At 30.1% G+C, this 13,346-nt stretch carries 11 protein-coding genes; 7 read left to right on the forward strand and 4 right to left on the reverse strand.

Annotated elements, in window-relative coordinates; genetic code table 11:
* Positions 1–112: 112 nt before the first annotated feature.
* From BUB34_RS05235 to BUB34_RS05250, 4 genes are all read left to right on the forward strand, one after another.
* A complete protein-coding gene (locus BUB34_RS05235; protein WP_073124989.1) occupies positions 113–2,230 on the forward strand; it encodes a DNA topoisomerase III in 2,118 nt (705 codons plus the stop codon).
* A gap of 58 nt (positions 2,231–2,288) precedes the next feature.
* A complete protein-coding gene (locus BUB34_RS05240; protein ID WP_242948829.1) occupies positions 2,289–2,444 on the forward strand; it encodes a transporter substrate-binding domain-containing protein in 156 nt (51 codons plus the stop codon).
* Positions 2,445–2,456: 12 nt separating this feature from the next.
* Entirely contained in the window at positions 2,457–3,125 is a 669-nt protein-coding gene (locus BUB34_RS05245; RefSeq protein WP_073124991.1) for an amino acid ABC transporter permease, read from the forward strand.
* A gap of 191 nt (positions 3,126–3,316) precedes the next feature.
* Positions 3,317–3,883, forward strand: a complete 567-nt coding sequence (locus tag BUB34_RS05250; protein ID WP_073124993.1) for a hypothetical protein — start codon at positions 3,317–3,319, stop codon at positions 3,881–3,883.
* A gap of 86 nt (positions 3,884–3,969) precedes the next feature.
* On the opposite strand, the gene BUB34_RS05255 is transcribed toward BUB34_RS05250, so the two are convergent.
* Positions 3,970–5,208, reverse strand: coding sequence for an NAD(P)-dependent oxidoreductase (locus BUB34_RS05255; RefSeq protein WP_073124995.1), 1,239 nt, complete (start codon positions 5,206–5,208; stop codon positions 3,970–3,972).
* Between the two features lie 315 nt (positions 5,209–5,523).
* Between BUB34_RS05255 and BUB34_RS05260 the strand changes: the two genes are divergently transcribed.
* Positions 5,524–6,603 (forward strand): peptidylprolyl isomerase, encoded by a 1,080-nt coding sequence (locus BUB34_RS05260; RefSeq protein ID WP_073124997.1) that lies wholly within the window; start codon positions 5,524–5,526, stop codon positions 6,601–6,603.
* Between the two features lie 579 nt (positions 6,604–7,182).
* Entirely contained in the window at positions 7,183–8,979 is a 1,797-nt protein-coding gene (locus BUB34_RS05265; protein ID WP_073124999.1) for an aminopeptidase P family protein, read from the forward strand.
* 101 nt (positions 8,980–9,080) lie between these two features.
* Here BUB34_RS05265 and BUB34_RS05270 read toward each other — a convergent pair whose 3' ends face one another.
* Positions 9,081–9,428 (reverse strand): PqqD family peptide modification chaperone, encoded by a 348-nt coding sequence (locus BUB34_RS05270; protein WP_073125001.1) that lies wholly within the window; start codon positions 9,426–9,428, stop codon positions 9,081–9,083.
* Positions 9,418–11,343, reverse strand: a complete 1,926-nt coding sequence (locus BUB34_RS05275; protein ID WP_073125003.1) for an OPT family oligopeptide transporter — start codon at positions 11,341–11,343, stop codon at positions 9,418–9,420. The genes BUB34_RS05270 and BUB34_RS05275 overlap by 11 nt, the downstream gene beginning before the upstream one ends.
* 514 nt (positions 11,344–11,857) lie before the next feature.
* Here BUB34_RS05275 and BUB34_RS05280 point away from each other — a divergent pair.
* On the forward strand, positions 11,858–12,205 hold the full coding sequence (locus BUB34_RS05280) for a cupin domain-containing protein (RefSeq protein WP_073125005.1): 348 nt from the start codon (positions 11,858–11,860) through the stop codon (positions 12,203–12,205).
* An 81-nt stretch (positions 12,206–12,286) separates the two neighbouring features.
* Here the strand turns inward: BUB34_RS05280 and BUB34_RS05285 are convergent, their stop codons facing one another.
* Positions 12,287–13,336, reverse strand: a complete 1,050-nt coding sequence (locus BUB34_RS05285) for a PTS transporter subunit IIC (protein WP_073125008.1) — start codon at positions 13,334–13,336, stop codon at positions 12,287–12,289.
* Positions 13,337–13,346: the final 10 nt, after the last annotated feature.

Genomic DNA, 13,346 nt, shown 5'->3' on the forward strand with positions numbered 1-13,346 from the left:
GGAACTATATTTTAATGCTTAAATATATAAATATCTAAAGTTAAACATCGATAATAAATAAATATAAATAATAAATAGATACAAAATAAATATAAGAAAGATAGGAAATTTTATGAAGAAAATATTAGTACTAGCAGAGAAACCATCTGTAGGAAGGGATATAGCTAAAGTTTTAGGATGCAAAAATGAAAAAAATGGATACATAGAAGGACCAAAGTATGTGGTAACTTGGGCTCTTGGTCATTTAGTTACTTTAGCAGATCCTGAAGCTTATGGTCAAAACTATAAATCTTGGAATATAGATGATTTGCCAATATTACCAAAACATTTAAAAACAGTTGTAATAAAAAAGACCTCAAAACAGTTTAATACAGTAAAGGCTCAAATAAACAGAGATGATATAGAAGAGATAGTTATAGCAACAGATGCAGGGCGTGAAGGAGAACTTGTTGCAAGGTGGATAATAGACAAGTCCCATACTAAAAAGCCACTAAAGCGTCTTTGGATATCATCTAGTACAGATAAAGCTATAAAAGAGGGCTTTGATAAATTAAAAGACGGAAAAGAATATGAAAATCTGTATTACTCAGCAATAGCAAGAGCAGAAGCTGACTGGGTGGTAGGAATAAATGCAACAAGAGCACTAACAACAAAGCACAATGCCCAGCTTTCATGTGGTAGGGTTCAAACGCCAACCCTTGCAATGATATTAAAAAGAGAAGAAGAAATAAGAAACTTTAAGGCAAAGGATTACTACTCAATAAACATACTTGCAGTAAAAGGGAGTAGTAATATAAAGTTATCTTGGGTAGATAAAAATAATAGTTCATCTAGTTTTAGTAAAGAAAAAATAAATCAAGTAGCAGCTAAAATAAAGGATAAGGATATAAAAATAATAGATGTAATTAAAACAGACAAGAAAAAATACTCACCTGCTCTTTACGATTTAACAGAACTTCAAAGGGATGCAAATAAAATATTTGGGTACTCAGCTAAAGAGACCCTATCTATAATGCAAAAATTATATGAATATCACAAAGTCCTTACTTATCCAAGAACAGACTCTAGATACCTTACAAGTGATATAGTAGATACTCTAAAGGATAGAATAAAGGCAGTTAATGTAAGTGATTATTCAAGGGTATGTACGAAGTTACTAAAAACAAAAATCACAGGAAATAAATCTTTTGTAGATAATTCAAAGGTAAGTGACCACCACGCTATTATACCCACAGAGCAGAAGGTATTTTTAAGCGATTTAAGCGATAAGGAAAGAAAGATATATGACCTTGTAGTAAAGAGATTTTTAAGTGTGTTATTACCTCCTTTTGAGTATGTCCAAACTTCAATAAAAGCTGAAATAGAAGGAGAAACATTTATAGCAAAGGGAAATAAGGTAGTAAGCTTGGGATGGAAAGAAAGCTACAAAGACTTAGATGATGAAGAAACTTATGAAAGTATTCCTAATATTAATAAAAATGATGTACTAAAGGTTGAAAAAGTAAATATTACTAGTGGAAAAACCAATCCTCCTCCATATTTAAATGAAGGTACACTTCTTACAGGTATGGAGAAAAGTGGTCTAGGAACTGTTGCTACAAGGGCAGATATAATAGAAAAACTATTTAATTTATTCCTAGTAGAGAAAAAAGGGAAAGACATACATATAACTTCTAAGGGAAGACAATTGTTGGATTTAGTTCCTGTTGATTTAAAGACTCCAGAACTTACATCTTCTTGGGAGAAAAAGCTTCTAGACATATCAAAAGGAAAGCTAAATAAAAATATATTTATAGATGAAATGAAAAATTATTCAAAAGCAATAGTTAAAGAAATTAAAAATAGTGATAGTAAATTTAAACATGATAACTTAACTAAAAATAAATGTCCAGAGTGTGGCAAATTTATGTTAGAGGTAAATGGTAAACGTGGTAAAATGCTAGTTTGTGAGGACAGAGAGTGCAATACTAGAAAGACAATAGCTCAAGTGACAAATTCTAGATGCCCTAATTGCCATAAAAAATTAGAACTTCGCGGTGAGGGTGAGGGTAGAATATTTACTTGTAGCTGTGGGTATAGAGAAAAGTTATCATCATTTAATAAAAGAAAACAAGAGGAAAAAAAGAAAGCCTCAAAAAAAGATATAAATAAATATTTAAAAGATCAAAATAAAAATCAGGAGAGTTTTAACAATCCTTTTGCAGAAGCACTTTTAAAATTAAAAAAATAATTTCTAGACCAATCTAAATGTTGCTAATATAAAACAAAAATCATATATAGATACAGGTGTGTATGAAATAAATCAATATCCATTTAGAAAAGAAGAAAAAAGTGAAGCTATTATAAAAGATGTAAACAAAGCTATAAAAGAAATGCATGAGGACGGTACATTTACAGAGCTGTCAAATAAATGGTTTGGCTTAGACACAACAAAAGAAAATTAATGGTGACTAGTGATGCATGTATTCGATACTAGTTTTGTAATAAAGATATTCCCATTGGTTTTAAAGTATTTGACTGTAACTTTTAAGATGTCTTTTTTAGCATTTATAGTAGGGATTTTAGTTTCCTTGGTTATAGTATTAATTGTGGATTTGAAGATTCCAATACTCAAGACATTTTGCAAGATATATATATCATTTTTTAGAGGGACACCTCTAGCAGCGCAACTTTTCTTTATATATTTTGGGCTTATACAGTTAATACCTAGTCTTACAAAACTGGAGGCTTATCAGGCGTCGGTTATAGTAATTGGGCTAAATTCCTCAGCATATTTTGCAGAGAGTTTAAGGGGAGCTATATCATCTGTAGATAAAGGTCAAGTGGAGGCTAGTATAGCTTTTGGTATGACATATACACAGATGATGAGGAGAATAGTTTTACCTCAGGCTATAAGGGTAGCTATCCCTCCATTTACAAATACATTTGCTGATATAATAAAGGGGACTTCCTTAGCATTTACTATTGGAGTTACTGAAATTATGGCTGTTGCACAATCAGAAGCTGCTGCAAGTTATAAGTATTTAGAAGCTTTTACGTGTGTAATATTAGTTTATTGGATAATAAATTTAGCGATTGTCTTTATACAAGGCAAGTTGGAAGATAAATTGAGCAAGCTTTATTAAATTAAAATGCGACCGAGTGAGACTATTTGTTCTCACTCGGTTTTATTTTAGGATATATAGAATAAATTCAGTAAATCCGCATATTAGTAAGTATTGGTAAATTAATACTTTATTTTAAAAATTTATATTTACAATATTGGGTAAAATAAATTGTAGCATTTATTTAAAGTAGTATAAAGAGGGGGTAGTATATGAAAGAAAATAGGTTTTTAAAGGTATTGACATTGATTTTGTATATTGTATATGCTGCATCTATGGCTTTGTTTATAGGAAGAAAAGAAATAATAAATATAGTAGTAGTTCTTTTTTGTATAGTAACAACTTTCTTACTTAGAATAGTAAATAAAAGATACAAGAAATTACTTAGTGATAATTTATATATAGTAATTCTATTATTTGTACTATTCTCATCTTTACTAGGAACTTGCTATAATTTTTATGATATTAATCATTACGATGATTTTTTACATGTATGGTCGGGATTTATATCTTGTACGGTGGCATTTTCTATAATAGTTTCTTTAAATAATAAAAATCAAATTAAAAATATGAATAAGGTTTTTATATTTTTATTTATTTTTATGTTCAGTATGGGAGTAGCGAGCTTATGGGAAATATTAGAGTTTAATATGGACCTATTTATAGGAACTAGAACGCAGGCAGGTGGGCTTAGGGATACTGTTATTGATATGATTGATGCATTAGTAGGAACAATCGTTATAATGCCTATACTTTTACATAATATAAAAAAGTACTAAATTAAAAAAATCTAGGTTGATATTAGGTCAACCTAGATTTTTTAGTTATTAAATAAGACTGGTTATTAAGTGTATTGATTAATAATTTACTCAATAAATTGTTTTAGATAGTTGTCCATAGAAATAGAGATTTCTTTGGCAGAAACTACTGCTTGTATAACAGTCTTGGCACCATGTGTTACATCTCCACAAGCAAAAACTCCTTGTCTAGTTGTTTCACCTATTTCATTTGTAACAAGTAGTCCATTTCTCTTTACATCAAGTCCTTCATTACTCAATACTATAGTATTTCTAGGGACCTGACTTATTGCTATTAATATGGAGTCAAACTCATAGAATTTTTCGCTTCCTTCTATATTTGCTATTGAAACTGTTCCATCTTCATTGTAAACTTTCTCAGTGTCTACTAAGATGATACCATTATCAACTATTTCTTTTGGAGTTTTAAATGTTTTAAATATAATGCCTTCATTTTTGGCGTCATTAATTTCAGCTTTAGTAGCAGTCATATCTTCAAAGTCACGTCTATAAGCTACGAAAACTTCTTTAGAACCGTTAAACTTGGCGCTTCTAGCAGCATCCATAGCGACATTTCCTGCTCCTATTACCAAAACTCTATATCCTAGGTTGTAGCTCTTAGGACTTCTTAGATAGTTTATTGCATAGTGAACATGTCCAAATGTCTCACCTGGTATGTTTAATTTTCTAGGATTCCATACTCCAGTTCCTATAAATATTCCCTTAAATCCATCCTCAAATAACTTATCTAAAGTAACTACTGGGCCGATAAGAGAGTTTATCTTGATTTTTACACCAAGTGATAAAAGACATTTTTCTAAAAGTTGGATGTTAGTTCTTGGTAGTCTAAATTCAGGAATACCATATGTTAATATACCACCTATTTTTTCGTTCTTCTCGAAAATAGTTACATCATAACCTATGCTTGCCAATCTAAGGGCAATAGTTATTCCTGCAGGGCCTGATCCAACAACAGCAACTTTAACATTATTACTCTTTGGTTTTTCTAATCTTAAATTTTGAAGATACTTTGTAGATATTTCATGCTCGATACTATGAAACTCTATTGGTTCCCCTTTTATCCCTTTTATGCAATTACCTTTACATTGATCCTCGTGAGGACATACAACAGCACAAATAGCAGATAGAGGATTATTTTCAAAAAGAATTCTACCAGCTTCTGATAGATTTCCTTCTTTATACAACTTTATTATTTCTGGTATAGGTGTATCTATTGGACAGTTCTTTTGACATCTAGCATTTTTGCACATTAGACACCTATTAGCTTCATTTAAATTGATGTTCATTATTCCACCACCTTGATGATATAATATTAAATACTGTACACGATTTAAATATTGTATACAATATTTAATATTATATCAAAGTTTTATATAAAAATATATAGAAGCAGTAAATAATACATATATTAATAATTTAACGAAAGGCCTTTTTATCGCGCAGTTTAACTTAGTAATATGATAAATTGAAAAATATTATTCATAAAATTTTAGTTTACTTCATATTAATTTCACAATACTTTCAATGTATATTCACACATTTAAACATACAATGGTGTACAATAAATTTATTCAAAATAAATATGTTCGAGGAGATAGTTTATGGATAAAGAGACAAAAGATAAAGTAAACACAGATGAAATTAACGAAAAAAATCAAAATAATTGTATGCTTAGCACAAAAAAACATGACAAACACAGTAAAAGCTTAATAAAAAAATATATAGCTATTATGACAGCAGGGGTTTTGTGTGTAGGGATTGGATTTGTAGGAGGAAAAGAAGTTGGTAGGCGTTTACCAGCTACACACAAAAGCTATAGCAATAAAAAAGTAGTCGCAACTGTTGGAGATAGCAAGATAACTGGAGAACAATTAAAAAATAGAATGGAACCGGTATTTTATTTAAATGGCAAAAGGAAGATGACAACTGAAGAAGTACAGGCTTATGAGGCTAGTATGATAGATTATATGACAACAACAGAGATGCTTTATTTAAAAGGTAAGGAGGAAAATATAAAGGTCACAGAAGATGAGGTAACTAAAGAATACGATAGCCTTATGGATAGTATAAAAGAAAAATTCTCAATGAGTGAGGAGGAATTTTTAGAAGAGTTTAATTTTACCAAAAAACTTATAAGATCAGAAGTAAAAAAAGAAGCAATTGCTACTAAATATTTAGCGAAGGCATCTGAAGTTAAAGAGGATGAAGCTAAAAATTACTATGATAGAAATAAAGAACAGTTCGCTCAGGTAAGAGCATCCCATATATTGCTTAAAACAGTTGATGATACAGGTAATGCATTGAGCAAAAAAGAAAAATCTGATAAGAAACTTAAGGCTAATGAAGTATTGAAAAAAGTTAAGAACGGTGAAGACTTTTCAAGTTTAGCTAAAAAATACTCTGAGGATAATAGTTCATCAAAGGGTGGAGATGTCGGATATTTTTCAAAGGGTCAAATGGTTGAAGTGTTTGAAAATGAGGCTTTTAAGCTTAAAATCGGAGATGTGTCAAAAAGTCTTATAGAAAGCGATTATGGATACCATATAATTAAAAAGACCGGGGAGAGATATGAAAATTTTAATGATATCAAGGATGATCTAATATACAGATTGTCATATGAAAAGCAGGGAAACATAGTAGACAATTTAGTAGAGGAGTATAACGTTAAAATTAATAAATAAAATAATGGAACTGGTTTTAAAATGATATTTCATATTATTAATATTTATTTTAAATTAATGAAATATATACAATAGAAAACCTAAACCTTGTTGAAGAAATAAAATATAAGTATAATACAAAAACTAGAAAAATCTTGTCAATTACTATATTTAACCTGAGATTTAGAATAAAAAACAGGCTATATATAAAAATAAATTTATGTACAATTTATATAAATATGAAATGCATTTTATAACTGCAAAAAATCAATCCAATACAAAGACATCAATGAATTAATAAGCTGTATTGAGTATTTAAATAAAAGATGCTATTATTAAGAAGAAATAGAAGGTAATAATTTGCAATAAACATCTAGATTAGACTAAAAAGAATCATTAATATATCAACTATTGAATTAATATATTAATGATTCGACAAGTATAGCAAAAATGTTTAGGTAAATTGAAAATAAGGGGAATTTCCCCTTTCATGTTAGTGGAAATTTCATTATAATAAAAGAGACGATATATTGTTCATTTTGAATAAAAAATTTAACAAAAGTGAACATCCGTCTCTAAAACAATTAAGGGGGTTTTGTCGTGAGCACAATAAAAAACAGATTAAGTGAATTAAGAAAACTTATGGAAGAAAAAAATATAGATGCCTATATTATACCATCTTCTGACAACCATCAAAGTGAATATGTAGGGGACCACTTTAAATCAAGAGAATTTATATCAGGTTTTACAGGATCAGCAGGTACTGTTATAGTAACTAAAGATGAAGCTGGTTTATGGACAGATGGAAGATACTTTATACAAGCAGAAAAAGAATTAGAAGGAAGTACAATAAAATTATTTAAAATGGGGGAAGAAGGCGTTCCTACTACTGATGAATACTTATGTGAAAATTTACCACAAGGCGGAACTTTAGGATTTGATGGTAAAGTTATATCAGCAAAAGAGGGAATGGCTTTAGCTGAAAAATTATCATCAAAAAACGTTAAGATAGAGTACCAATATGATTTAATAGACAGTGTATGGGAAGATAGACCTGCTTTAGCATCTGAGAAAGCGTTTTTATTAGATGTTAAATATTGCGGTGAAAGCTTCAGCTCTAAATTAGCTAGATTAAGACAAAGAATGGAAGAATTAAATACTACTAATCATGTAATAACTACTCTTGATGATATAGCTTGGTTATTCAATATGAGAGGTGGAGACATAAGATTCAACCCAGTTGTTCTTTCTTATGCAGTAGTAACTTTAAAAGAAGTTTATTTATTCTTAGATGAAGAAAAATTAAATGAAGAACTTTTAGCTGAATTTGCTAAAGAAAACGTTCAAGTAAGACCATACAATGATGTATATGAATTCGTTAAGAATATATGCCCAAAAGAAAGAATGTTATTAGATGCTGCTAAAGTAAACTATGCTATATACAATAACTTACCTACAGAATTAGAAAAAGTAAATGAATTTAATCCTGTAATGTTCTTTAAAGCTAGAAAAAATGAAGTTGAGTTAGAAAGCATAAGAAATTCTCATATAAAAGATGGTGTAGCTTTCACTAAGTTCATGTACTGGTTAAAGACTAACATAGGTAAAATGGAAATAACTGAAATAACTGCAAGTGAAAAATTAGAAGGATTTAGAAGAGAGCAAGAAGGATTTATAGAGCCAAGTTTTGGTACAATAGCTGGATACAAAGAACATGCAGCTATGATGCACTACAGTGCAACTCCAGAATCTGCTTATAAATTAGAACCAGAGCACTTATTCTTAATAGATTCAGGTGGACAATACTTTGATGGAACTACAGATATAACTAGAACATTAGTTTTAGGACCAATAAGTGATAAATTAAAATTACACTTTACATCTGTAGTAAGAGGTATGATAAACTTATCTATGGCTAAATTCTTACATGGATGCAAAGGTTATAACTTAGATATAATCTGTAGAGGTGTTATGTGGAAATTAGGAATAGACTACAAATGTGGTACAGGACATGGTATAGGATTCTTATTAAATGTTCACGAAGCTCCAAATGGATTTAGATGGAGAGTAGTTCCAGAAAGATTTGACAGCGCTACTTTAGAAGAAGGAATGGTTACAACTAACGAACCAGGTATATACATAGAAGGTTCTCATGGTATAAGAGTAGAAAATGAGATAGTAGTTAGAAAAGCTGAAAAGAATGAATTCGGACAATTCATGGACTTTGAAGTTGTAACATTAGCTCCAATAGACTTAGACGGAATAAATGTAGACTTATTAACTAAAGAAGAAAAAGATTACTTAAACTTCTATCATAAGTTAGTATTTGACAAAGTATCTCCTCATTTAACTGATGAAGAGAGAGAATGGTTAAAAGAATACACTAGAGAAGTATAATATATAAATTATAATATATAAATTATAATATATAAGTTATATATATTTACAATTTATTAAGAAAAGCCAGCCACTAATAATTTTAGTGACTGGCTTTTATATTACATATTTATCATTTCAATATAATGACAGTTTACATTTATGTGATTTAAAAAAACTAATAGTCTTTCATAAAGAGGTTGAATTTTCTCTCCATACTTAATTTCTAAAATCTCACCAATTTCTTTGACTGTTCTTTTGCCATTAATCTGAGTGAATACAGTGCTACTATATTCATCTAATGTGACTTTTTTATACTTAGGAATTTTAAATTTTAATTTTCTAAAAAACTTCTGTATTTTATGATCTTGTTTTTCAAGTATGGTTACAGTACCATCTTCATTTAACTCATAATCTATATTATCTGAAACTCTAAATACTATATTTAAAACATCTTCATTATTCTTCATTGCTACTAACCTTAGATGAAATAATAGGTAACGTTGTAGCTATAACTAAAACTACTAATAAAACTATAGCCATCATGTTACTACCAACAAATCCAGCTGGAGTACCTGGAGTTATAATTCCTGTTACTTGTAGTATTATACCTACTAATCCTATTATAGAACCTCCAGCAACAAGACCAGAAGATAAACTTATACCATTTGCAACTCTTGTTTCTTTTTCAGCTTCACTTTTGCTCATTTTTTCAACAAATAAACGTATTAGAGCTCCAACTAGTATTATAGAAGTTGTTGAAATTGGTAAGTAGAAACCTATAGCTACAGTCATTATTGGTAGATCTAAGAAGTATAGAACTATAGCAATAAATATACCAGTAATAATCATAACCCAAGGCAAGTCGCCTGACATTATACCAGAAGTTAATGTAGACATTAAGTTTGCCTGAGGTAATGCGAAAGGTGCTTCACTACCTGTTATACTAAGTTGGCTAGAAAGTAATAATATAGTACCTGTAACTACTATTACACCAACTATACCAGATATAGCGAAGAAGTTTTGCATTTCACGCTTGCTACCACCTATAATATAAGTCGCTTTTTGAGATTGAGTATAACCACCAGATACAGCTATAGCAACAACCATAAATGAAGCGAATAAAAGTAGTGATTTATTGTCGGCTTGACTTTTCCATCCCATTATAACAAATACCAATGTTAATATAACTAAAGATGCTATTGTCATACCTGACACAGGTAGGTTTGATGTTCCTATTGTACCTGTTAAACGTCCTGACACTATAACAAACAGTAAAGATAATATAAGTGAAACAATTCCACCAACTATTGCCATTGTGATACTTCCAGATATTAAAAACGCTGCTACAAAGCCAACAACAATACCACCAAGTAAGATTAACATTTCACTTGAAAATCCATTAGAGTTGCCAGTAGTACCTGATTTTGCTTTAAGTGTTTCTTTTATAGAAAATACTATAGTAGGTATTAATTTTATAGCGCCTATTATACCACCACAAAGCATCATACCAGCACCTATATATTTTACATAACTACCAGATATTGAGTTAACATCCATTTGATTGATTGCTATAGAAGGGTCATTCCATACTGAAGCTCCACTTGACGCCATATCAGTAAAGTAACCTATCAAAGGGGCTACTGCAAAATTTGAAAGTATAGAACCTGCAAACATTGTAAGTGAAACTTCAAGCCCTACTATAAATCCTATTCCTAGAAGAAGAGGGTTTACCTCTGTAGAGAACTTCCATTTGTAAAATCTACTTCCAAGAAAAGTCATAGTATTATTTACTAGATTTAAGAATGATCCTGTTAATACATTTATGATACCACTTATACCAAATCCTATTCCCATATACTTAATAGCATCTCCACCACCATCTGAAGCCACAAGTGTTTCAGAGATAGCCATTGATTCTGGGTACATAAGCTTTCCATGTTCTTCAATTATTAAATAATTGTAAACTAGTGATGAACAACCTATGCCAAATAAAACTCCTCCAACTCCAACAATTACGCCTTCAATGAAGGAAATTTGACTTCCAATTAATATAACTGCAGGTAATACGAAAATCATACCACTTGCAATTGATTCTCCACCACTTGACATACCTTGTAAAATATTTTTTCCAAGTATACCTTTTTCACGTGCGAACAATCCTACAAACATAGAACCTATTATGGCTCCGGGAATACCAGCTGCAACAGTAAGCCCTGACTTCATACCAGAGTACGCTGTAGATGCAGCAAAGATAGTAGCTAAAATGATACCTATAATTAATATAGCTGCGTTTCCGCCTTTTTGGGACTTATCAGTTATATAAGGCACATACTCTTTACCAGATACGCCTCCATAAGCCTCTTTGGGTAATTTTTTCTTCATTAAAAACATCCTCCTTACTTAATATCAGTTAATTATAACCTATTAATTCGACAAAAAGTACTAAAATTTTGAAAGAAAGCATTGTTTTTCTAAAAAAGGCAATGTTAATAAGAAAAAATAAATATAATACATACTATAAATATACATTATATTTAAAATTTGTTGTAATTGTACATTTAATAAAATAGTTTAAGTTAAAAAATAGGTTACTTAAAGTATTTGTATTTAATGGTGCAATTATACGAAATTAATTTATAGTATTTTTATCCTATTTAATATTAAAATAACTTAACTGATTTATTAAGTTGCCTTGAGTACTTTTTAATATGATACTGACATAGTTTAAACCATTTATATAGAAAAATATACTACTTGTGTCTATAAAATAAAAAAATTGTATTATTTAGTTATAAAGTTTATTTTGCAACATTAAAAAATATAATTGTTGAATAATAATGAGTAGGATAATATTATAGTAATTAAAGGTAGTATAATAGTTTTGGAGGGGATTATTATGATAAATAGAAAAAATGAATTATTAGTAGAAGAAAAGGAAAATGTTAGATTAGGTAAGGGTAAAGTTATATTTGAGAAAATAGTAAAACAAGAAGATCTTAGAGGCAAAGGGAAGTTATTTAGTAAAATAACAATTTTACCAGGCAGCTCAATAGGTATGCATGACCATACTGATGATTTTGAAGTTTATTACATATTAAAAGGAAAGGCAAAAGTATTTGATAATGGGGAGTATGTCGAAGTAAACGAGGGAGATGTAGTATATACTGCGGATGGTCAAAAACATAATATAGAAAATATAGGGCAAGACAACTTAGAATTTATAGCATTAGTATTAAATGATTAACATTAAAAAAGGGATAGCTAATAGTCTTTTAGTAGTTTATTAGCTATCCTTTTAAAATGTTGTTTACCTGGATTACTTTTTTTATATATCTATTTTTAGATCACCGGGCTTTATAAGTCCTTTTTTTCTCATAAATTCAGATATAATAAGAGTTACTACTATAGGGAGTACAAAGTGAAGAAGTATGATACCTATCCACATAGAAGGCCCACCTTTGTCAGCAGCTTGCATAGCAGTAATTGTTCCAAATTGTCCAACTAACCCACTAGACCCCATACCGGATCCTATAGGTATATTTTCCATTTTAAATACAGAGGTAGAAATTGGACCTAGTACAAAAGAAGCAAGAGTAGGTGGAATCCATATTTTATAATTCTTAATTATATTAGGCATTTGTAGCATGGATGTACCAAGTCCTTGGGCAAAAAGTCCTCCGACTCCATTTTCTCTAAAACTCATAACTGCAAATCCAATCATTTGACAACAACAGCCGACTGTTGCTGCTCCACCAGCAAGTCCACCTAGACTAAGCATCATACATATGGCAGCACTACTTATAGGAAGTGTAAGTGCAATACCTACCAAAGTAGATACAAGTGCACCCATTATTATAGGTTGCATTTCAGTAGCTTGCATTATTAGAGTCCCAAAGTAAGTCATAAATTTTGCAACTACTGGTCCTACTAGTTGAGCAACAATTACACCGACTAAAATTGTGACTGCTGGAGTTATCAATATATCTACCTTTGTCTCTTTTGATATAAGCTTTCCGAATTCTACAGCAAAAATTGTTGCAATAAATGCTCCTACAGGACCACCTAATTCATTTCCACAAGCTCCAACAAGGGCACATGAAAATATTACAAGAGGTGGCGCTTGAAGACCGTACGCAATAGCAACAGCAATTGCTGGGCCAGTGACTTGTTTTGCTAAAGGGCTTATTACGTCAGTAAAAAGAACTATGCCAAATTTATCTCCTATTGTATTAAAAATAGTCCCTATTAATAAAGAAGCAAAAAGTCCAAGAGCCATATATCCTAGGGCATCAATCAAATATCTTTGTACTGATATTTCGATATTTTTTTTCTGTATAAAAGATTTGAAGTTTGTATTCTTATTTGCTTTATTCAATTTTGTAATC

This window comes from Asaccharospora irregularis DSM 2635 (assembly GCF_900129815.1).
Taxonomy (GTDB): domain Bacteria; phylum Bacillota; class Clostridia; order Peptostreptococcales; family Peptostreptococcaceae; genus Asaccharospora; species Asaccharospora irregularis.

Bases quoted from the DNA above. Each gene is read 5' to 3' on its own strand.
- BUB34_RS05280 (WP_073125005.1), top strand. From the start codon at position 11,858: ATGATAAATAGAAAAAATGAATTATTAGTAGAAGAAAAGGAAAATGTT.
- BUB34_RS05245 (WP_073124991.1), top strand. From the start codon at position 2,457: ATGCATGTATTCGATACTAGTTTTGTAATAAAGATATTCCCATTGGTT.
- BUB34_RS05235 (WP_073124989.1), top strand. From the start codon at position 113: ATGAAGAAAATATTAGTACTAGCAGAGAAACCATCTGTAGGAAGGGAT.
- BUB34_RS05255 (WP_073124995.1), bottom strand. From the start codon at position 5,208: ATGAACATCAATTTAAATGAAGCTAATAGGTGTCTAATGTGCAAAAAT.
- BUB34_RS05250 (WP_073124993.1), top strand. From the start codon at position 3,317: ATGAAAGAAAATAGGTTTTTAAAGGTATTGACATTGATTTTGTATATT.
- BUB34_RS05260 (WP_073124997.1), top strand. From the start codon at position 5,524: ATGGATAAAGAGACAAAAGATAAAGTAAACACAGATGAAATTAACGAA.
- BUB34_RS05275 (WP_073125003.1), bottom strand. From the start codon at position 11,343: ATGAAGAAAAAATTACCCAAAGAGGCTTATGGAGGCGTATCTGGTAAA.
- BUB34_RS05270 (WP_073125001.1), bottom strand. From the start codon at position 9,428: ATGAAGAATAATGAAGATGTTTTAAATATAGTATTTAGAGTTTCAGAT.